The sequence below is a fragment of the Streptomyces sp. NPDC050161 genome (assembly GCF_044460025.1).
GTDB lineage: Bacteria > Actinomycetota > Actinomycetes > Streptomycetales > Streptomycetaceae > Streptomyces.
Genome location: NZ_JBITJM010000035.1, coordinates 27726 through 47918 on the forward strand (window position 1 = coordinate 27726; position 20193 = coordinate 47918).

Sequence of the window (20193 nt, forward strand, 5' to 3'; positions counted from 1 at the left end):
CCGCCGCCCCGGTCACATCGCGCGAAACCGCACCGGGTCGGCGCCCGGCAGCTGCTCGGCCCGCCCGAGCTTCACCAGACGGCGCAGATGTGCCTCGGCCTCGGACACCGCGATGTTCCGGGAGCCGTGCGGGATCTGCTCCCAGGGCCGGTTCCACTCCATGGCCACCGCCAGCTGCCAGAGGGTCAGCGGTTCGCCGAGCAGGGCGTGGATCCCGTCGAGCCGTTCCTCGTGGTGCGCGATCAGCTCCCTGGCGCGGCCCGCGGCGTCGGTGAACGCGTACTGATGGGCGGGCAGCACCTCGGCGGGCGCGAGGCGGGCGACCCGCTCCAGGGAGGCGAGGTAGTCGCCGAGGGGGTCTGCCCAGTTGGAGGGGCGCCGGGAGCCAGGGGGATTGCCGGTGCCCGTCGCGTCGTCCGGCTCCTCGTACAGGCCGATGTGCGGGGTGATGCCGGGCAGCAGGTGGTCGCCGGAGAACAGCCGCCCGAAGCCGTCCGCCGGGCCCTGCGGCGCGCCAGGGGCGGCCTGCCCCGGGTGGGCCTCCTCCAGGTGCAGGCAGACGTGGCCCGGCGTGTGGCCCGGTGTCCACAGGGCGCGCAGCCTGCGGCCCGGCAGGTCGAGCAGCTCGCCGGGGGCGATCGGGCGGTCGGGCAGCGCGGGGCTGCGGCCGGGCAGCGCGCGGGTGCCGGACTTCCTGGCGCGGGCCGCGCGCAGCGGCGCCAGGTGGTCGTCGGGGGCGCCGGACGCGGTGAGCTTCGCGGTCAGGTAGTCGAGCCAGCGGCCCGGTTCGGCCTCGCGGGTGCGGCGGACCACGTCCGTGTCCGCCTCGTGCATCGCGATCCAGGCGCCGGACGCCTCCCGTACGGCGGCGGAGAGGCCGTGGTGGTCGGGGTGGTGGTGGGTGATCAGGACGCCGTGCAGGTCGGGGACGGCGAAGCCGCAGGCCGCGACGCCGGCGACGAGGGTGTCCCAGGAGTCCGGGTCGTCCCAGCCGGTGTCGACGAGTACCGGGCCGCGGTCGGTCTCCAGGAGGTGGACGAGGGTGTGCCCGAGCGGGTTGTCGGGGATGGGGACGGCGATGCTCCACACGCCGCCCCTGTGGTCGGTCACCTGCGTCATCCGGTCCCCTTTCGGCGCAGCCAGGCGGCCCACTATAACTAGAACCGGTTTCAGTGCGGCGTGAAGTGGCCTTCTGCCGGGCCGGAGTTGGTGACCGTGGAACGGCCGTTACGGGCGGCGCGGAGGGATTCGGCCCTCGCCGTGGACTCCTCCCGGGGGAGGTGGTATCAGTTTCTGATGCAGCGTCAGGAACCGGCGGGAGCAGCAGTTCCGGTCGGCCAAGGCGGCCAAGGCGGCCCATCCGCGGGAGGCGGCAGCGATGAGCGACCTCGTCGAGTACGGAAAGCTCTACATCGGTGGTGAGCTGGTCGATCCGGCAGGACGCGACACGATCGAGGTGGTCTCACCCCACACCGAACAGGTCATCGGCCGCGTCCCGCACGCCTCGCGGGCCGACGTCGACCGCGCGGTGACCGCGGCCCGCACCTCCTTCGACTCCGGGGTCTGGGCGAACGCCCCGCTCGACGAACGGATCGCGGTGATCACCCGGATCAAGGACGCCTTCGCGGTCCGCAGCGAGGAGATCGCCAAGGTCATCAGCGCCGAGAACGGCACCCCCCTCACGTCCGGGATCATGGTGCAGTCGCTCGCCGCGATGCTGGTCTGGGACGCCGCCCTGAAGGTCGCCGCCGACCACCCCTTCGAGGAACGCCGCGACGGCATACTCGGGCCGCTGCTGATCCGCCGGGAGCCGGCGGGAGTGGTCGCCGCCGTGGTCCCCTGGAACGTCCCGCAGTTCACCGCGGCGGCCAAACTCGCGCCCGCCCTGCTGGCCGGCTGCTCGGTGATCCTCAAGGTCTCGCCCGAAACGCCGCTCGACGCGTACCTGCTCGCCGAGATCGCCACCGAAGCGGGGCTGCCCGACGGCGTGCTGTCGATCCTGCCCGCCGACCGCGAGGTCAGCGAGTACCTCGTCGGGCACCCCGGCGTCGACAAGGTGTCGTTCACCGGATCGGTCGCCGCCGGGCGCCGCGTCATGGAGGTCGCCGCCCGCAACCTCAGCCGCGTCACGCTGGAACTGGGCGGCAAATCCGCCGCCGTCATCCTCCCGGACGCCGACCTGGACGCGGCCGTCGCCGGCATCGTGCCGTTCGCCTGGATGATCAACGGCCAGGCGTGCGTGGCCCAGACGCGGATCCTCGCACCGCGCTCCCGCTACGACGAGATCGCCGAACGGTTCGCCGCCGCCGCCGACGCGCTGACCATCGGCGACCCGCTGGACCCGGCCACCGAACTCGGCCCGCTGGTCGCCCGCCGCCAGCAGCAGCGCTCCCTCGACTACATCGCACTCGGACAGCAGGAAGGCGCCAAAGTCCTTGCGGGCGGCGGCAAACCGGCCGGACAGCCGACAGGCTGGTACGTCGAGCCGACGCTCTTCGGCGACGTCGGCAACTCCATGCGGATCGCCCGCGAGGAGATCTTCGGCCCGGTCATCTGCCTGCTGCCGTACGAGGACGAGGCGCAGGCGGTCCGCATCGCCAACGACTCCGAATACGGCCTGTCCGGCTCGGTGTGGACCGCCGACACCGAACGCGGCATCGACATCGCACGGCAGGTGCGCACCGGCACGTACTCGGTGAACACCTTCAGCATCGACATGCTCGGGCCTTTCGGCGGCTACAAGAACTCCGGTATCGGCCGGGAGTTCGGCCCCGAGGGCTTCGACGCGTACCTGGAGCACAAGATGATCCACCTGCCGGCGGGTGCGTGATGGCGGACCGCTGGCGGGTGGAGGTGGACCGGGGCGTGTGCATCGGGTCCGGGATGTGCGCGGGGGCGGCGCCGGACGGCTTCCGGCTGGACTCGGCCCGGCAGTCGCACCCCGTGGCACCGGAGGCGGACGCCGCCGAGAACGTCCTGGCGGCGGCCGAGAGCTGCCCCGTCGAGGCGATCACCCTGACCCTGGCCGACAGCGGGGAAGTGGTGTTTCCGCCGGAGGAGTGAGCGGGGGGCGGGAGGGGTGGGTCCGTAGGGGGTGGGGGGAGTGGTCCCGTAGGGGGCGGGTGGGCCCCTTGCGGGCCAACTACCCGAGGCGGAGGCGGAGTTAACGCTTCCTCTGCCGCTGACGCTTCCTCTGCCGTCGGCGCACCCTGCTCCGTTACACGTCCTGCGCCGCTGACACGCCCCGCTCCGTTAACGCTTCCTGCCCCGCGATGCCGCCGCAGCCGATTTCGGAGCGGTCTCCGTCGCCGCGGGCGCCTTCCCGGTCGCCTCCGAAGCCGTATCCGCGGCCCCCGCCGCCGTCAGGTCGATCAGCCGGCAGACCGTCTCGATGTCGATCTTCACCTGGGCGATCGATGCCCGGCCCGACAGCCAGGTGATCAGGGCCGAGTGCCAGGTGTGCTCGATGACCCGGACCGCGGAGAGCTGGGCGGGTGTGGGGGCGGCGGTGCCCCCGGGGCCCTGGGGCCTGCGGTGGGCGGCGGGCGGCCCCATCGCGTCGAGGATGATCGCGGTCGTCAGCCGGGAGACGGTGTCCACCTCGGGGCTCACGGACCGGTCGGCGAAGGTCAGGGCGCGCACCATCGCATCCGCCAGATGCGGCTCGCGCTGGAGGGCGCGGAACGCCCGCATCAGGGTCTGCGCCACCCGCGCGCCCGGGTCCTCCTCCGACGGCGGGCGCTTGCGCAGCGTCTCGTGCATGTGCTGGAGCTGGTCCTGCATGGTCGCGACGAGCAGGTGCACCTTGGAGGGGAAGTAGCGGTAGAGCGTGCCGAGGGCGACGCCGGACGACTCGGCGACCTCGCGCATCTGGACGGCGTCGAAGCCGCCGCGGCTCGCCAGCCTGGCGCTGGTGTGCAGGATGCGGCGGCGCCGCGCCTCCTGACGCTCGGTCAGGGGAGGACTCGCGGGAAGCGCCGGCCTGGCCGCCTTGGATTCCGTAGTCATATGTCCCATTCCGTGGCATCCCGTCCGCGATGCGGTGAGTACCGGTGGTGTGATCGGCACAGCATGGCAGGGGCTCCGGTCGTGGCGCGAATCACCTGATGCGGCTCCTCGCGTCCCGTCCTCGGCCGGTAGATTCGCAGCTCCGTGAACTGATGAGTAGCCCAGCAGTTCTGAAACTTGTTCTAGATTACCGCCAGCGGTTACGCTCCGGCGAAAGTCCAGTGAGAAGGGGGCCGCGCGTGACCGCAGAGGCCGTCCAGGCAGCCGCGCCTCGCCCCGCCGAGGCCCTCTCTGCCACCGCCCAGCCACCTGGCGACCGCCCGCTGCGCATCGCGATGCTCACGTACAAGGGGAACCCGTTCTGCGGCGGGCAGGGTGTCTACGTACGCCACCTCTCGCGCGAACTCGCCCGCCTCGGCCACAGCGTCGAGGTGATCGGCGCCCAGCCCTACCCCGTGCTCGACGAAGGCGTGCCGCTCACCGAACTGGCCAGCCTCGACCTCTACCGCCAGCCCGACCCGTTCCGCACCCCGGGACGCGGCGAGTACCGCGACTGGATCGACGCACTCGAAGTCGCCACGATGTGGACCGGCGGCTTCCCCGAACCGCTGACCTTCTCGCTGCGGGCCCGCCGCCATCTCGCCGCCCGCCGCGGCCAGTTCGACGTCGTGCACGACAACCAGACGCTCGGCTACGGCCTGCTCGGCGGCCCCGGCGCCATCGGCGCCCCGCTGGTCACCACCATCCACCACCCCATCACCGTCGACCGCCGCCTCGACCTCGCCGCGGCCGACAGCGTCAAGCGCCGCGCATCGGTCCGCCGCTGGTACGGCTTCACCCGCATGCAGAAGCGCGTGGCCCGTCGGCTGCCCTCCGTGCTGACCGTCTCCGGCTCCTCCCGCCAGGAGATCTCCGACGACCTCGGCGTGCCCGACGAACGGATCCACGTCGTCCACATCGGCGCCGACACCGACCTGTTCGCGCCCGACCCCTCCGTCCCCGAAGTGCCGGGCCGGATCGTCACCACCTCCAGCGCCGACGTGCCCCTCAAGGGCCTCATCCACCTCGTCGAAGCGCTCGCCAAGGTGCGCACCGAGAACCCCGAGGCCCATCTCGTCGTGGTCGGCAAGCGCGCCGACGACGGCCCGGTCGCCGCCGCCATCGAACGGCACGGCCTGTCAGGTGCCATCGAGTTCGTCAAGGGCATCAGCGACGCCGCACTCGTCGACCTGGTCCGCGGCGCCCAGATCGCCTGCGTCCCCTCGCTCTACGAGGGCTTCTCACTTCCGGCCGCCGAAGCCATGGCCACCGGCACCCCGCTGCTCGCCACCACCGGCGGCGCCATCCCCGAGGTCGCGGGGCCCGACGGGGAGACCTGCCTCGCGGTGCCGCCCGGCGACGCGGACGCGCTCGCCGCCGGACTCCTGCGGCTCCTGGGCGACGCCCCGCTGCGCGCCCGCCTCGGCGCGGCCGGCCGGGCCCGCGTCCTGGCCCGCTTCACCTGGCGGCAGGCCGCCATCGGCACCGCCGAGCGCTACCGCGAGGCCATCGCCCTCCAGAACGACAAGGCCGCGGCAGGACGCCGCACCGCAGCCGCGTCGAGCTAGCCCCGCCACCCCGGACCCACCCCGCGACCACCACCGCCCCGACCCGCCGGACGAAAGCAGAACGCCGTGCTGACCGTCGACTTTTCCCGTTTCCCGCTCGCCCCGGGCGACCGCGTGCTCGACCTGGGCTGCGGCGCCGGCCGGCACGCCTTCGAGTGCTACCGGCGCGGCGCGCAGGTCGTCGCCCTCGACCAGAACGGCGAGGAGATCCGCGAGGTCGCCAAGTGGTTCGCCGCCATGAAGGAGGCCGGCGAGGCCCCGGCGGGCGCCACCGCCACCGCCATGGAGGGCGACGCGCTGGCCCTGCCGTTCCCCGACGACAGCTTCGACGTCGTCATCATCTCCGAGGTCATGGAGCACATCCCGGACGACAAGGGCGTGCTCGCCGAAATGGTGCGGGTGCTGCGCCCCGGCGGACGGATAGCCGTCACCGTCCCGCGCTACGGCCCGGAGAAGGTCTGCTGGGCGCTGAGCGACGCCTACCACGAGGTCGAGGGCGGCCACATCCGCATCTACCGCGGCGACGAACTCCTCACCAAGATGCGCGCCGCGGGACTCAAGCCCTACGGCACCCACCACGCCCACGGACTGCACAGCCCCTACTGGTGGCTGAAGTGCGCCTTCGGGGTCGACAACGACAAGGCGCTGCCGGTCAAGGCGTACCACAAGCTGCTGGTCTGGGACATCATGAAGAAGCCGCTGGCCACCCGGCTCGCCGAGCAGGCACTCAACCCCCTCATCGGCAAGAGCTTCGTCGCCTACGCCACCAAGCCGCACCTCCCCGAGGCGGCTGCCAAGTGACGAGTCCAGGACGTACCGAGCGGCTCGTCCTGCCGGGCGTGCTCACCGCCGAACAGGCGGCCCGCACCGTCGCCGGCATCATCGCCGCCCAGCGCGAGGACGGCGGCATCCCGTGGTTCCGCGGACACCACCTCGACCCGTGGGACCACACCGAGGCCGCCATGGCCCTGGACGCGGCCGGCGAACACGAGCGCGCCGAGGCCGCGTACGACTGGCTGGTGCGCGCCCAGAACCCCGACGGCTCCTGGTACGCGGCCTACGCCGACGGCGACGCCGCGGCCCCCACCGACCGCGGACGCGAGACCAACTTCTGCGCCTACATCGCCGTCGGCGTCTGGCACCACTTCCTGTCCACCGGCGACGAGACCTTCCTCGACCGGATGTGGCCCGCCGTCTACGCCGCCGTCGAGTACGTACTCGCACTCCAGCAGCCCGGCGGCCAGATCGGCTGGAAGCGCGAGGACGACGGCACCCCCGTCAACGACGCGCTGCTGACCGGCTCGTCATCCGTCCACCAGGCGCTGCGCTGCGCACTGGCACTCGCCGAGCAGCGCGAGGAGCCGCAGCCCGACTGGGAGCTGGCACTCGGCCGCCTGGGCCACGCGATACGCAGCCACCCGGAACGGTTCCTGGACAAGTCCCGCTACTCCATGGACTGGTACTACCCGGTGCTCGGCGGCGCGCTGCGCGGCACGGCCGCCACCGACCGGATCGACGCGAGCTGGGAACAGTTCGTCGTGCCGGGACTCGGCGTCCGCTGCGTGCTGCCCAACCCCTGGGTCACCGGCGGCGAGAGCGCCGAACTCGCCCTCGCGCTCTGGGCGATGGGCGAGTCCGACCGCGCGGTGCAGATCCTCAAGTGGATGCAGCACCTGCGGGCGGACGACGGCCTGTACTGGACCGGCTACGTCTTCGACGACGACGCGATCTGGCCGGTCGAACGGACCTCCTGGACCGCCGGATCGCTGCTCCTCGCGGTGGCGGCGCTGGGCGGCGACGAGGCGACCACCTCCGTCTTCGGCGGCGACCTGCTGCCGACCGGCCTCGCCCCGGACTGCTGCCGCTGACCCACACCGCACGGCCGGCCGCCGCGGGCCGCAAAAGCCGAGCTGACCGGCCGTTTCCTGCATTACTGTGCGGCCCATGACACTCGACGGCTCGCTCACCCACGAGCGCTATGGCGCCGAACTCCTCGCCGAGACCGACGCGTTGCGCGCCGCTCTGCGTGCGGGGGACCTGGCGGCCACGGTTCCCACCTGCCCCGACTGGTCCCTGGCCGACCTCGCCCTGCACGTCGGCGGCGCGCACCGCTGGGCGGGTGCCCTGGTCGCCGTCCGCGCCACCGAGAACATCGACCCGGCGGGCATCCCCGGGGCCACAGGGCCGGACGACGTCACCCCTGACACCCTCGACGCCTGGCTCGCCGATGGCGCCGACCTGGCCGTAAGGGCACTGCGTGAGGCGGGCCCCGGCACCGCGGTGTGGACTTGGTCGCCGGTGCACACGGCCGGGTTCTGGGCGCGGCGGATGGTGCACGAGACGGTGATCCACCGCGCCGACGCGGCACTGGCCGCCGGGGTGCCCTTCGAGGTCGGCCCCGAGGTCGCCGCCGACTGCGTGGAGGAGTGGCTCCAACTGTGCGCCCTGCCGGCCTTCGCCGAACACCTGGCGGCCAAGGGGGAGCCGCTGTTCGGGCCAGGACGCAGCATCCACCTGCACGCCACCGATACGCCGCCCGAGCTGAACGCCGAGTGGTTCCTCGACCTGAGCGGCGACCGGCTGCTCCACCGCCGCGGGCACGAAAAGGCCACCGTCGCCCTGCGCGGCCCGCTCACCGAGGTGCTGCGGGTCTTCTACCGCAGGCTGCCCGCCGACAGTGAACTGGTCGATGTCGTGGGCGACCGCGCGCTGCTCGACCAGTGGCTGGAGTACGCCACCTTCGGCTGAGGCGGAGGCCGAGGCAGGGCCGGTTGCAGGTCGTCAGCTCGTCAGCTCGGCCAGGACCCGCAGGGTGTGCGGGTCCGGGGCCGTGACGAGCAGATCGGTGACCGGGCCCGCGCGCCACAGCTCCAGCCGCTCCGCGATCCGCTCCCGCGGCCCCACCAGCGAGATCTCATCGGCGAACGCGTCCGGCACCGCACGCACCGCCTCCTGCCTGCGGCCCTGGAGGAACAGCTCCTGCACCCGCCCGGCCGCCTCCGCGAAGCCCATCCGCGCCATCAGGTCCGCGTGGAAATTCCTCGCCGCGTGCCCCATCCCGCCGATGTAGAAGCCCAGCATCGCCTTGACCGGCAGCAGCCCTTCGGCGATGTCGTCGCAGACCACCGCCCGCGCCATCGGGGCGATACGGAAGCCGTCCGGCGCGCCCTCAAGAGACGCCCGGTAGACGTCGGTACGCAGCGGCGACCAGTACAGCGGCAGCCAGCCGTCCGCGATCCGGGTCGTCTGGGCGATGTTCTTCGGGCCCTCCGCACCCAGCAGGACGGGCAGATCGGGCCGCAGCGGATGGGTGATCGGCTTGAGCGGCTTGCCGAGACCGGTGCCGTCCGCGCCACGGTAGGGCAGCGGATGGAAACGCCCGTCCACCTCCACCGGGCCCTGCCTGCGCAGCACTTGGCGGATCACGTCGACGTACTCACGGGTCGCGGTCAGCGGGCTCTTCGGGAACGGCCGCCCGTACCAGCCCTCGACGACCTGCGGCCCCGACAGGCCGAGGCCGAGCAGCATCCGGCCGCCGGAGAGATGGTCGAGGGTCAGCGCCTGCATCGCGGTGGCCGTCGGGGTGCGGGCCGCCATCTGCGCGATGCCGGTGCCCAGTTCGATGCGGGAGGTGTGCGCGGCGATCCAGGTGAGCGCGGTGAACGCGTCCGAGCCCCAGGCTTCCGCCGTCCACACCGAGCCGTAGCCGAGGCGCTCCGCCTCGCGGGCCAGTTCGAGATGCCGGGGATCGGGGCCGCGCCCCCAGTAGCCGAGTGCCAGACCCAGTCGCATGCCCACCCCTCCCGGATGCCCCGCCGCCCGCGCGCCCGCCACCCCGGCTATATCTGACGTACCGTCAGGGGCGGTTGTCGGCGCACTGTACGGCCCGGCGCCCGGCAGCGCAACGGCCCCCCGCCCGAAGGCGAGGGGCCGTGCGGAACGCAGTGCGCGCCGGGTCAGCCGCGCTGGATCCCGGTGGTGTCCTGGAGGACGCCGCGACGGCCGTCCTGGGTCTGCGCGATCAGGGCCTGGCCGCGCTGCTCCACCGCGAGGTACCAGGTGCCGGGCGCCAGTTCGGCGATCGGCGACGGTGAACCGTCCTCGCCGTACAGCGGACGCGCGACCGGCACCGCGAACCAGAACGCCGCGAAGTCCGCGGGCGCACCGGCCGCCTGGGACGCGCCCTGCGGGCCGCCCGCGGTGGCGTCCACCGGAGGCTGCTGCCCGCCGTAGCTCTGCCCCTGCTGGGGCTGGCCCGCCTGCGGCTGGCCCGGCTGCGGCTGCTGCTGGCCGCCGGGGTAGCCGTAGCCGTGCCCCTGCGGCTGCTGCTGCGCACCCGGGTAGCCGTAACCGGGCTGCGGGCCGCCGTACGGCGCGGCGGCCTGCGGCTTGGGCGCGCCGATCAGGGCGGCCTTCAGCGCGGGCACCAGCGGGGTGGCGATGGCCCCGCCGGCCAGCGCCAGCGAGGCGAGCAGGCCGAGGATCAGGCCGATCGACGGGCCGCCGCCGTTGACGATCCACCAGAACGCGTTCCAGACCACGAACGCGGACAGCGCGACACCCACCTGGCTCAGCTCCAGGCCGACGACCTTGGGCGGCTGCGGCAGGGCGCGGGCGAGGACGATCAGGACCGCCGCGATCACACCTGCCAGGTACACGCTCATCAGCAGCGGCAGTGCGTCCCAGGCGATCGGGCTGGCGGCGGGCGCCGGGCAGAACTTGCCGACGCAGTTGGACGCGCTCGTCGAGTAGAGAGGCAGGAACGAGGCGATCAACAGCAACACCGCTGCTCCGATCACCACGCCGTCGCCTCTAGTGAGGGAGCGGATGTTCACGTAAAGGTCCTTTGTCGGTTTCGAAGTGCTGGTCGTCGCTGTCACTGGTGTGCGCGGTGCGAGGCACGGCGGTGGCCCACCATCGTAAAGGGGAACCTATCGCCCGGGTGGTCGGGTCGTCCCGCTGGTCGGGAAGCGGTATCGGCACGGTATCGAGAACGCGGCCCGCGTCCGCGTTCATCGCGCCAAGAAGTCCGTAATGCCCTCGGTGATCCCGCGCGCCGCCTTTTGCCGCCATTGCGGATCGGTCAATTGCGCCGCGTCCTTCGGGTCGCGCATATTGCCGCACTCGATGAACACCTTCGGCACCTTCGAGAGGTTGAGGCCGCCGAGATCGGAACGGACATCGAGTCCCGTTCCGTGGCCGAGGTAATTCGACGGCGCGCTTCCGGTCACCGCGCCGAACCGGTCCGCCAGCCGCTGCCCCAGATCCCTGGAAGGACCGACGATCGCGGAGGTGTCGGCGGCGCCCGCCCTGACCCGCGCCGGAAGGATGACGTGGAAGCCGCGGTTGCCGGCTGCCGAACCGTCCGCGTGCACGGAGACCGCGGCATCGGCGCCCGCCGCGTTGCCCGCTCCGGCCCGCTCGTCCACGCACGGCCCGTACGCCCGGTCCCCGTCCTGCGTGAACACCACCTTCGCGCCCTCCTGACGGAGCAGGGCGCGGGCCCGGCGGGCGACATCCAGCGTGAAGGACGCCTCGGCGTAGCCGTCGTCGGTGGACGTGCCGGTGGTGTCGCACTCCTTGCGGGCGTTGCCGACGTCCACCTTCCGGGCGATCCGCTCCGGGTGGTCACGGTTGCGCGGATTGTGGCCGGGGTCGATGACGACGACCTTGCCGCGCAGCGCGCCGGGCCCGCCGCCTTGCCCGTCGCTCCCCTTACCGCCCTTACCGCCGTGCGCGTCCGCGCCGGACGAGGCGCCGCCGGACGGCGTCCCGGACGCTCCCGGCGCGGCCCGCGGCGGCTCGCTCCCGGCGGCCGGGCGCCAGATCAGCCAGCTCGCGACCCCGGCGGCCACCAGGGCCACCAGCGTGACGACGAGGACACCACGCGGGCGCCGGGGTGCGGGACGAGGGCTGCCGTTGAACACGTCGGCGATGGTAGCCCGCTCAGATGCCGGGCCCGGTGCGTTGCAGTACGTGCAAGGAACGGTGGGCCGACAGTTCGGTGAACGCGCCGGATTCCAGGGCCCTGCGGTAGATCCGGTACGGCGCCTGGCCGCCGTCCGCCGGGTCGGCGAAGACGTCGTGGATCACGAGCAGCCCGCCGTCCGCGACGTGCGGCGCCCAGCCCTCGTAGTCGGCGGTGGCGTGCTCGTCGGTGTGCCCGCCGTCGATGAAGACCAGACCGGCCGGTGCCCGCCAGACCGCCGCCGCCTGCGGCGACCGCCCGACCAGCGCGATCACGTGCTCCTCAAGACCGGCCGCGTGCAGGGTGCGCCGGAAGGTGGGCAGGGTGTCCATCCGCCCCACCTCCGGATCGACGACCGCCGGATCGTGGTACTCCCAGCCCGGCTGCTGCTCCTCGCTGCCCCGGTGGTGGTCGACGGTGACCGCGACGACCCCGGCGGCGCGGGCGGCGTCGGCGAGCAGGATCGTGGAACGCCCGCAGTAGGTGCCGACCTCCACCAGAGGCAGCCCGAGCGCCGCCGCCCGCGCCGCGGCGGCGTACAGCGCGAGGCCCTCGTCCACCGGCATGAAGCCCTTGGCCGCCTCGAAGGCGGCGAGGATCTCCGGTCCTGGCCCGGCGCCCGCCGGCTGCTGCTCGGGCGGGGGAGCGGTGGGAGCGGCCATGGGCTTCCTCCTGGTCGTGCGGGTCCGGCGGACCGGGCGGTCCGGTGCGCCGTGCGGTCCGGTGGCTCATCGTGCCGTACGGGGCGGGAGGCGCGAAGTGCGGGTGGCGCGGCGGGAGGTGTGCACAGGGCCGGTGCGTTCGTGGCGGCACCGCACGAAAAGAGGAAACCGGAGTTCGCATTCCGGAGAGCGCGGCCGTTTCCCCGCCCTTCTCCCCGCGCGGTGACACCACCCGCGATTCTCTCCGTTCCCCCGCTCCTGCCCCCCGCTATCCGTCTCTCTCCTCCCGTTCCTTCCGTTCCTTCCGTTCCTTCCGGGGCGGGAGGTGCGGAATTCGCGGACGTGAGGTGCGTGACGACGAGGGTGGGAAGGGCCGGTGTGGAAATACGCGGACGGGACGGAATTCGCCGGAGTGTTCTCGCCGTTCGCCATCGCGGTGTTTTGACGGAATGCGTCCGGCAGCGGGATTCCCGTCGGCGGGCGTGCGCGCTCAGGGACCGCGCGGCACGGCCCACGGCAGGGCCCCACGGGCACGGCCCCACGGCGGCGAAGCCCCGCCCCGCACCCCGCCTCCCCGGTCTCTCCCTCCACCCGCCCACTGACCTTCCGTCATATTGAAACGTGTTCTACTCTGCGCGCCATGGGCATCGGAATCACGCAAGAGCAACGCGACTTGGCCGTGGCGGCGCGCGGCTGGGTCGCGAGGACCGTGCCACCCGAAGAGGTGCGCAAGCTGCTCGACACCTCGCCGCCGCACCGCGGCAGGCCCGCCCACTGGGACGCGCTCGCCGCCCAGGGACTGCTGGGACTGCACCTGCCCGAGGCCGTGGGCGGGGGCGGCGGCACCCTTCTCGACATGGCCGTCGTCCTGGAGGAACTGGGCGCCGCCGCGTTCCCCGGCCCGTACCTGCCCAGCGCGCTGGCCGCCGAACTGCTGCGCCGCGGCGGCCGGCGCGACCTCGTGACCGACCTGGCGGGCGGCGCCCTGATCGGCGCCGTCGCGCTCGGCGCCGGCTCGCTCACCGCCGTCGCCACGGCCGACGGCTACGTCATCGACGGCATCGCGCCCCCCGTCCTGGCGGGCGGCGACGCGGACCTGATCGTGCTGGCCGCCGAGCCCCGGCCACCGGAGACGGACCGGGACGGCGGCGAGCTGCGGACGCCCGGCACCGTCTGGCTCGCCGTCGACGCGACCGCGCTGTCCGTACGCGTCCAGGAGAGCGCCGACCCGACCCGGCACACCGCCGAGGTGCGTGCCGACAGTGTGCCGGTGCCCGCCGACCGGGTGCTCGCCGTCGACGGCGCGCTGGTCCGTGACCTGGCCGGGGTGCTGTTCGCCGCCGAGAGCTGCGGCGCGGCCGGGCACAGCCTGCGGACCGCGGCCCGGCACGCCGCCGTACGCGAGCAGTTCGGGCGCCCCATCGGACAGTTCCAGGCCGTCAAACACCTCTGCGCCGACATGCTGGTCCGCTGCGAACAGGCCCGCGCGCTGGTCTGGGACGCCGCCCAGGCGCTCGACGCCGACCCCGGCGTCCGCGGTCTGGTCAGCGCGCTGGCCACCGCCACCGCCCTGGACGCCGCCTTCAGCTGCGCCAAGGACACCCTCCAGATCCTCGGCGGCATCGGCTTCACCTGGGAACACGACGCGCACCTCTACCTCCGGCGGGCCACCGTCGCCCGCCAGCTGCTCGGCGGCGGCGACAGCCACCGGATACGGGCCGCCCGGCACGGCGCCGACGGCGCGCGCCGCACCCTGCGCCTCGAACTCCCCGCCGAAGCCGCCGCACACCGCGCCCGCGCCCGTACCGTCATCGACGGCGTACGCGGCCTCGACCCGGCAGCCGCCCGCCGCGCGCTGGCCCCCACCGGCTACGCAGCCCCGCACCTCCCCGAGCCCTACGGACTGGGCGCGGGCCCCGTCCAACAGCTCGCCGTCCAGCAGGAGTTGGCCGCCGCGGGCGTCAAGGTCGGCGGACTGGGCATCGCCACCTGGGTGGTCCCCTCGCTGCTCGCGCACGGCACCGACGCGCAGCGCGAGCGCTACCTGCCCGCCACGCTCCGCGGCGACCTGCTCTGGTGCCAGCTGTTCTCCGAACCGGAAGCGGGCTCCGACCTGGCCTCGCTGCGCACCCGGGCGGAGCGCACCGAGGACGGCTGGCGGGTCAACGGCCAGAAGGTGTGGACATCGGCGGCCCAGTGGGCGGGGTACGGCATCCTGCTCGCCCGGACGAACCCGGACGCGCCCAAGCACCGGGGCCTGACGTTCTTCGTCGTCGACATGAAGAGCCCCGGTATCGACATCAGGCCGCTGACGGAGATCACCGGCGACGCGCTGTTCAACGAGGTGTACTTCGACGACGTGCTGCTGCCCGCCGACGCGGTGGTCGGCGAGGTCGACAACGGCTGGAAGGTCGCCCGCACCACGCTCGACAACGAACGGGTGCACATGGCCGACCAGATGACCTTCGACACCGGCCTCCGGACGCTCATCGACCGTGCGGCCGGGCTCGACGCCACCGTCAGGGCGCGGGTCGGCGCCCTGGCGGCCGAGGCACACGCGCTGGGCTGCATCGGTCTGCGCACCACCCTCCAGCAGGTCGCAGGACAGGAACCTGGCGCCGGCGCCAGCATCCGCAAGCTCGTCCAGACCGCACACCAGCAGAAGACCGCCGAACTCGCGCTGGAACTCCTCGGCCCGGACGGCGCGGTGCGCGAGGGCGCAGGCGACCGGGCCCTGCACGGCTTCCTGATGTCGCGCTGCCTGACCATCGCGGGCGGCACCACACAGGTACAGCTCAACGTCGTCGCCGAACGGCTGCTCGGCCTGCCGCGCGACCCGGAGCCCCGCCCCCTGATCTGACGGCCGGGCCACAACCGCCCGGTGACTCCCCAGGAGGACACACATGACTGGCAAGGCGTACATCGTCGGCGTCGGGATGACGAAGTTCGAGAAGCCCGAGAGCCGCGACTGGCAGTACTGGGACATGGCGAAGGAGGCGGGCGGCAAGGCGCTCGCGGACGCCGGGATCGGCTACGAGTCGGTCGAGCAGGTACCGGTCGGCTACTGCAACCAGGCATCGACGGCCGGCCAGCGCGCCGTCTACGAACTGGGCCTGACCGGCGCCCCCGTCTACAACGTCAACAACAACTGCGCGACCGGCGCCACCGCGCTCATGATGGCGCGCCAGTTCGTCGAGGCGGGTGTCAACGACTGCGTCCTGGCACTCGGCTTCGAGAAGATGCAGCGCGGCGCGCTCGGCGGCGGCGCGGACAGCAAGGACTTCGCGACGTCCCCGGTCGCCCGGCACTACGGCCTGATGGCGCAGGCGCACGGCTTCGAGATGACCCCGCCCACCGCGCAGATCTTCGGCAACGCCGCACGCGAGCACATGGACCGCTACGGCACCACGGCGGAGCAGCTCGCCGCGGTCGGCGCCAAGAACCACCGGCACTCGGCGCACAACCCCAACGCCCAGTTCCGGGACGTCTACACGGTCGGCGAGATCCTCGAATCCAGGACCGTCCACCGGCCGCTGACCAAGCTCCAGTGCTCCCCGACGTCGGACGGCTCGGCCGCCGCCGTCGTCGCGTCCGAGCGGTTCGTGCGCGCGCACGGCCTCCAGGAGCGGGCGGTGGAGATCGCCGGGCAGGCCATGACCACCGACACCGAGGAGAGCTTCGCCTCCGGATCCTGCATCGACGTCGTCGGCAAGCCGGTCTCCCGCGCCGCGGCCCGCCTGGCGTACGAGGCGAGCGGTCTCGGCATCGAGGACGTGGACGTCATCGAACTGCACGACTGCTTTTCGGTCAACGAGCTGCTGACGTATGAGGCGCTGGGGATGTGCGGGGACGGCGAGTCGGGGAAGCTGGCCGCCGACGGCGCCACGACGTACGGCGGACGCTGGGTCGTCAACCCGTCGGGCGGCCTGATCTCCAAGGGCCACCCGCTGGGCGCCACCGGCCTCGCGCAGGCCGCGGAACTGGTCTGGCAGCTGCGCGGCACGGCGGGGGAGCGGCAGGTCGCAGGGGCCAGGACCGGGCTCGCGCACAACATCGGTCTGGGCGGCGCCGCGGTGGTGACCTTGCTCCGCAAGTGAGCGTGGAGGGGCGGGAGTTGGCGTCCTGGCACCCGGATCCGCCGGTGCGCCGGGGCCCGCGGCGTCCGTCGGAAGTCCTAGGCCCCGGGCGGGGTGACGGATGCCCCGATATCCCGATGCGGCGCCCGGCGGCCCGGTGCGAACATGGGCCGCATGCCCCCGATAGTCGCTCCCGCTCTCCTGTCCGCACCACCGCGCCGTTCGGCGGCACCCGCCTGGATCGTGACGCTGCTGGTCTGCGCGGGCCAGTTCCTCGTCGTCCTCGACGTCTCCGTCGTCAACGTGGCGCTGCCCGCGGTACGGACCGGACTCGGCCTGAGCGAGCTGGGCCTGCAGTGGATCGTCAACGCCTACCTGATCACCTTCGCCGGTTTCATGCTGCTGGGCGGCCGGGTCGCCGACATCTTCGGGCGCAAGCGGATATTCGTCGTCGGTCTGGCGCTGTTCACCCTCGCGAGCCTGGCGGGCGGCCTCGCGCAGGAGCCCTGGCAGCTGATCGCGGCCCGCACGATCCAGGGCGTCGGAGCGGCAGTGCTCTCCCCGGCCACCCTCACCATCCTCACCACCTCCTTCCCCACCGGCCCCGCCCGCACCCGCGCCATCGCCACCTGGACGGCGGTCGGCGCCGGCGGCGGCGCGGTGGGCGGCCTGGTCGGCGGCGTGCTCACGCAGTACCTGTCGTGGCGCTGGGTGCTGCTGATCAACGTCCCCATCGGGGCGCTGGTGCTGGCCGGGGCGGTGCTCTGGCTCACCGAGAGCCGACGGGAGACGGGCCGGCGGCTGGACGTACCGGGCGCGGTGCTGGCGACCGGCGGGCTCGGCCTCGTCGCGTTCGGCATCGTGCAGACCGAGACGGCGGGTTGGGGCTCGGCCGACGCGCTGCTGCCGCTGGTCGCCGGACTCCTCGTGATCGCCGCGTTCGTGGCCGTCGAGGCACGCGCCAAGGCGCCGCTGATGCCGCTCGGCCTGTTCCGGCTGCGCACGGTCTCATCGGCCAACGCCGCGATGGTGCTGTCCGGCGCCGCCATGTTCTCGATGTGGTACTTCCTCTCCCTCTACATGCAGAACGTGCTGTCCTACACGCCGCTCCAGGCCGGTATCTCCTTCATCCCGCACTCGCTGAGCATCGTCATCGGCTCGAAGATCGCCCCGCGGCTGATGAACCGCATGGGAGCCAAGACCCTCGCCCTCACCGGCGCGTTGATCTCCGCGTGCGGCATGGCCTGGCAGGGCGCGATGGGCGCCGACGGCACCTACCTCGGCACGATCCTGGGCCCCGGCATCCTGATGGCCCTCGGCGCCGGGCTGGCCGCCACCCCGACCGCCGCCATCGCCACATCCGGTGCCGCCCCCGGCGACCAGGGCCTGGTCTCCGGGCTGGTCAACACCTCACGCCAGATGGGCGGCGCCCTGGGACTCTCCGTCCTGTCCACCGTCGCCGCCGCCCGCGCGCTGACCGGCCACGGCGCCGAGGCCCTGGCGAGCGGCTACGGCCTGGCGTTCCACGTCGGCGCGCTGATCCTGCTGGCTGCCGTCGCGCTGATGGCCGTCGCCCTGCCCAGGCGCCGGGCGGACACGGCCCACGGGTGAGCCGGGCCCCGGCGCTTTCGGCTACAGCCAGCCGTTGCGCCGGGCCGCCCGCACCGCCTCCATGCGGTTACGGGTGCCGGTCTTGCCGATCGCCGCTGACAGGTAGTTGCGGACCGTCGCCTGCGACAGGTGCACCCGGCCCGCGATATCGGCGACGGTCGCCCCGTCCACGGCCGCGGTGAGCACATCCCGCTCGCGCGGCGTCAGCGGATTGGGCCCGGCGCTCAACGCCGCGGCGGCCAGCGCCGGATCGATCACCCGCTCCCCGGCCAGCACCCGCCGGATCGCCGCCGCCAGCTCCTCCACCGGCCCGTCCTTCACCAGGAATCCCGAAGCCCCGGCCTCCATCGCCCGCCGCAGATACCCAGGACGCCCGAACGTCGTCACGATCAGCACCTTGCAGGACGGCAACCGCTCCCGCAGCTCGGCCGCCGCGTCAAGACCACTGCGCCCCGGCAACTCGATGTCGAGCAACGCGACATCCGGCCGGGTCTCCAACGCGGCCCCGACGATCTGATCCCCCGCCGCGACCTGCGCGACGACCTCCATATCCGCTTCCAGCCCGAGCAACAGCGCCAACGCACCACGCATCATCCCCTGATCCTCGGCGAGAAGAACTTTCACGGGGCTCGCGGGGCTCACGGGGCTCACGGGGGGCTCGTCGGGCACGTCAGTCATGGGCCCAGACTAGCCAGTAGGAAGCCGGGGCCGACGCGAACCGAACCCCTGCCCGGCCGACCGCTCCCGCCGGAAAATCCGGCTATCCGGCCATCCGGCCATCCGGCTTGGAGTCGCAGAGGCTACCGGCGTCCCGTGCCCGCGCACCTGATACACGGCTGCGCGTAGATCTCTCCTGCGGCACCCCGCACAACGATCTGACGTGCGCCCCAGCAGGAGTGGCACCTCATATCGCGAGGCACACGTTCATGAGCGCACAGCGCAAGCACGTACTCAACTACGGCCTCCTGGCCGGGAATTGGGGTACCCCACCCGGTGGGTTCCGGTTCATCCGTCATGCCACGAGAGTATCGACGCGGATACGCTCCGCCGCGTGCCGATCAGCTGGGGCCGGCGTCCGAGCGGTCCGCACCGCATCCGGCGGCCTCGTGACGCATGGTCCCGGTTCACCTCATGCTCAGCACAACGGCCGCCGGCCTGGGTTAACTCGAGACACCTGGGGATCGGGCACGGGTCGAGGTCTGCGCGGTATCCGGGTACTCACTACCTGGCTGTTCAGGCGTTTCCGATCGGTATGCAGCACTGTCGCCTAACCTGTAGCTATGGACTGGCTCCCCCTGGCAAGCGCAGCCCTTGGCGGACTCATAGGCTCCGGATCCACGCTCATGGCGGATCGCGTCCGCTGGCGACGTGAAACAGCGGAACGCACGGCAGAGCGACAGCGCGCAGAAGAGGAGCGCAAGCAAACCAACCGCCACGCCATGTATGCGGAGTATCTAACTGCTCTTTCGCGCATCAGGAATGGTCTTCGCGAGATGGCCCACGATGAATCGGCTTCCGCGGCGGAGCGATCCGCCCGACTGCAAAAAGTATTTTTGGAGTCCGGGGCGTACGAACTCAGGTCTCAGCTCCAACTAGTTGCACCGGAATCCGTTGTGCAGCACACAGAGGGCGCGTACAAGTCGCTGCGTCGCCTACGCATGGCGATCGAAGAGGGTGCTTCGTTCCAGGACGCCGCCTATCTCGAACGGCGGGACCATTACCACGGACAGCTAGGTTCGCTGAAACAGGCCCTGCGTCGTGATCTGAGCATCGATACCTGAAAATCTCTGCCCAACTCCGTGGGTCAACGTCCCCATATCTGCGAGGACAGGAGATCCGCACCGGCCACTGCTGGCAGGAAGCTCGGGGCACCCAGGGACACGGTATGGGGGCGGGGCTTACGGGCATGGCGTCACCGGCTTTGGCGGAATCCAAGATGTGCCAGAGTTGCCGGACTCGCAGCGGTGCCGGTGAGATAGAGGCATGGCGAACAACGACACCCGCAGCAGCCCACCTCAGTTCGAACTCCGTTGCGGTGGAATGCACTTGACGATTCAGCGCTTCCGCTTCCCCTCGTGGCTCGTCACGCTGATGACCACGGTCACCGGGCTAGGGATCGCCATGTGGACACGCCGATAGTCATTCGCCCCGAACTCCGTCGCGGTCTTACAAGTCATCTCATTTGGTTCGGTAGGCTGTCGGTTGTGGTGGGGATCGTTGAGCGGTTGGTGCCGGAAGAGTTGTGGGAGTTGTTCCAGCGA

General features: G+C 72.3%; 17 protein-coding genes. 10 read left to right on the top strand and 7 right to left on the bottom strand.

Annotated elements, in window-relative coordinates; all coding sequences use genetic code 11:
• Positions 1–12: 12 nt before the first annotated feature.
• Positions 13–1119, bottom strand: a complete 1107-nt coding sequence (locus ACIBK8_RS33980; RefSeq protein ID WP_399046343.1) for an MBL fold metallo-hydrolase — start codon at positions 1117–1119, stop codon at positions 13–15.
• 259 nt (positions 1120–1378) lie between these two features.
• On the opposite strand from ACIBK8_RS33980, the gene ACIBK8_RS33985 reads away from it, so the two are divergent.
• Complete coding sequence (locus ACIBK8_RS33985; RefSeq protein WP_399046345.1) at positions 1379–2830, top strand: aldehyde dehydrogenase; 1452 nt, start codon at positions 1379–1381, stop codon at positions 2828–2830.
• Positions 2830–3063 carry a ferredoxin gene (locus ACIBK8_RS33990; RefSeq protein ID WP_399046347.1) on the top strand — a complete coding sequence of 78 codons (234 nt, stop codon included), beginning with the start codon at positions 2830–2832 and terminating at the stop codon, positions 3061–3063. Before ACIBK8_RS33985 ends, ACIBK8_RS33990 begins: the two co-directional genes overlap by 1 nt.
• Before the next feature lie 189 nt (positions 3064–3252).
• Here the strand turns inward: ACIBK8_RS33990 and ACIBK8_RS33995 are convergent, their stop codons facing one another.
• The gene (locus ACIBK8_RS33995) at positions 3253–4008 is read right to left on the bottom strand and encodes a TetR family transcriptional regulator (protein WP_399046348.1); all 756 of its coding nucleotides are present in this window, start codon (positions 4006–4008) and stop codon (positions 3253–3255) included.
• Between the two features lie 239 nt (positions 4009–4247).
• On the opposite strand from ACIBK8_RS33995, the gene ACIBK8_RS34000 reads away from it, so the two are divergent.
• The 4 genes from ACIBK8_RS34000 (at position 4248) to ACIBK8_RS34015 (ending at position 8363) form a co-directional block, all read left to right on the top strand.
• A complete protein-coding gene (locus ACIBK8_RS34000) occupies positions 4248–5615 on the top strand; it encodes a glycosyltransferase family 4 protein (protein ID WP_399046350.1) in 1368 nt (455 codons plus the stop codon).
• A 66-nt stretch (positions 5616–5681) separates the two neighbouring features.
• Positions 5682–6416, top strand: a complete 735-nt coding sequence (locus tag ACIBK8_RS34005; RefSeq protein ID WP_393679833.1) for a class I SAM-dependent methyltransferase — start codon at positions 5682–5684, stop codon at positions 6414–6416.
• A complete protein-coding gene (locus tag ACIBK8_RS34010; protein ID WP_399046352.1) occupies positions 6413–7483 on the top strand; it encodes a prenyltransferase in 1071 nt (356 codons plus the stop codon). Before ACIBK8_RS34005 ends, ACIBK8_RS34010 begins: the two co-directional genes overlap by 4 nt.
• A gap of 76 nt (positions 7484–7559) precedes the next feature.
• On the top strand, positions 7560–8363 hold the full coding sequence (locus ACIBK8_RS34015) for a maleylpyruvate isomerase family mycothiol-dependent enzyme (RefSeq protein WP_399046353.1): 804 nt from the start codon (positions 7560–7562) through the stop codon (positions 8361–8363).
• Positions 8364–8396: 33 nt separating this feature from the next.
• On the opposite strand, the gene ACIBK8_RS34020 is transcribed toward ACIBK8_RS34015, so the two are convergent.
• The 4 genes from ACIBK8_RS34020 to ACIBK8_RS34035 all read right to left on the bottom strand — a co-directional run bounded on the left by ACIBK8_RS34020 (position 8397) and on the right by ACIBK8_RS34035 (position 12245).
• The gene (locus ACIBK8_RS34020; RefSeq protein ID WP_399046354.1) at positions 8397–9407 is read right to left on the bottom strand and encodes an LLM class F420-dependent oxidoreductase; all 1011 of its coding nucleotides are present in this window, start codon (positions 9405–9407) and stop codon (positions 8397–8399) included.
• 164 nt (positions 9408–9571) lie between these two features.
• Positions 9572–10450 carry a hypothetical protein gene (locus ACIBK8_RS34025; protein ID WP_399046356.1) on the bottom strand — a complete coding sequence of 293 codons (879 nt, stop codon included), beginning with the start codon at positions 10448–10450 and terminating at the stop codon, positions 9572–9574.
• A 177-nt stretch (positions 10451–10627) separates the two neighbouring features.
• A complete protein-coding gene (locus tag ACIBK8_RS34030; RefSeq protein WP_399046357.1) occupies positions 10628–11542 on the bottom strand; it encodes an N-acetylmuramoyl-L-alanine amidase in 915 nt (304 codons plus the stop codon).
• A gap of 19 nt (positions 11543–11561) precedes the next feature.
• Positions 11562–12245, bottom strand: a complete 684-nt coding sequence (locus tag ACIBK8_RS34035; protein ID WP_399046359.1) for a class I SAM-dependent methyltransferase — start codon at positions 12243–12245, stop codon at positions 11562–11564.
• Positions 12246–12885: 640 nt separating this feature from the next.
• Between ACIBK8_RS34035 and ACIBK8_RS34040 the strand changes: the two genes are divergently transcribed.
• The 3 genes from ACIBK8_RS34040 to ACIBK8_RS34050 all read left to right on the top strand — a co-directional run bounded on the left by ACIBK8_RS34040 (position 12886) and on the right by ACIBK8_RS34050 (position 17932).
• Positions 12886–15105, top strand: a complete 2220-nt coding sequence (locus ACIBK8_RS34040) for an acyl-CoA dehydrogenase (protein ID WP_399046361.1) — start codon at positions 12886–12888, stop codon at positions 15103–15105.
• 43 nt (positions 15106–15148) lie between these two features.
• A complete protein-coding gene (locus ACIBK8_RS34045; RefSeq protein WP_399046363.1) occupies positions 15149–16342 on the top strand; it encodes a lipid-transfer protein in 1194 nt (397 codons plus the stop codon).
• A gap of 144 nt (positions 16343–16486) precedes the next feature.
• Positions 16487–17932, top strand: coding sequence for an MFS transporter (locus ACIBK8_RS34050; protein WP_399046365.1), 1446 nt, complete (start codon positions 16487–16489; stop codon positions 17930–17932).
• Between the two features lie 21 nt (positions 17933–17953).
• On the opposite strand, the gene ACIBK8_RS34055 is transcribed toward ACIBK8_RS34050, so the two are convergent.
• Positions 17954–18610 (bottom strand): response regulator, encoded by a 657-nt coding sequence (locus ACIBK8_RS34055; protein WP_399046367.1) that lies wholly within the window; start codon positions 18608–18610, stop codon positions 17954–17956.
• A gap of 602 nt (positions 18611–19212) precedes the next feature.
• On the opposite strand from ACIBK8_RS34055, the gene ACIBK8_RS34060 reads away from it, so the two are divergent.
• Positions 19213–19713: a hypothetical protein gene (locus ACIBK8_RS34060; protein WP_399046369.1), complete on the top strand. Its 501-nt coding sequence runs from the start codon at positions 19213–19215 to the stop codon at positions 19711–19713.
• Positions 19714–20193 lie beyond the last annotated feature (480 nt).

Excerpts from the sequence above, each read along its gene's own strand:
- ACIBK8_RS33995 (WP_399046348.1), bottom strand. The coding sequence starts at position 4,008 with ATGACTACGGAATCCAAGGCGGCCAGGCCGGCGCTTCCCGCGAGTCCT.
- ACIBK8_RS34060 (WP_399046369.1), top strand. The coding sequence starts at position 19,213 with ATGGACTGGCTCCCCCTGGCAAGCGCAGCCCTTGGCGGACTCATAGGC.
- ACIBK8_RS33980 (WP_399046343.1), bottom strand. The coding sequence starts at position 1,119 with ATGACGCAGGTGACCGACCACAGGGGCGGCGTGTGGAGCATCGCCGTC.
- ACIBK8_RS34050 (WP_399046365.1), top strand. The coding sequence starts at position 16,487 with ATGGGCCGCATGCCCCCGATAGTCGCTCCCGCTCTCCTGTCCGCACCA.
- ACIBK8_RS34020 (WP_399046354.1), bottom strand. The coding sequence starts at position 9,407 with ATGCGACTGGGTCTGGCACTCGGCTACTGGGGGCGCGGCCCCGATCCC.
- ACIBK8_RS34045 (WP_399046363.1), top strand. The coding sequence starts at position 15,149 with ATGACTGGCAAGGCGTACATCGTCGGCGTCGGGATGACGAAGTTCGAG.
- ACIBK8_RS34035 (WP_399046359.1), bottom strand. The coding sequence starts at position 12,245 with ATGGCCGCTCCCACCGCTCCCCCGCCCGAGCAGCAGCCGGCGGGCGCC.
- ACIBK8_RS34040 (WP_399046361.1), top strand. The coding sequence starts at position 12,886 with ATGGGCATCGGAATCACGCAAGAGCAACGCGACTTGGCCGTGGCGGCG.
- ACIBK8_RS34055 (WP_399046367.1), bottom strand. The coding sequence starts at position 18,610 with ATGACTGACGTGCCCGACGAGCCCCCCGTGAGCCCCGTGAGCCCCGCG.
- ACIBK8_RS34015 (WP_399046353.1), top strand. The coding sequence starts at position 7,560 with ATGACACTCGACGGCTCGCTCACCCACGAGCGCTATGGCGCCGAACTC.
- ACIBK8_RS33985 (WP_399046345.1), top strand. The coding sequence starts at position 1,379 with ATGAGCGACCTCGTCGAGTACGGAAAGCTCTACATCGGTGGTGAGCTG.
- ACIBK8_RS33990 (WP_399046347.1), top strand. The coding sequence starts at position 2,830 with ATGGCGGACCGCTGGCGGGTGGAGGTGGACCGGGGCGTGTGCATCGGG.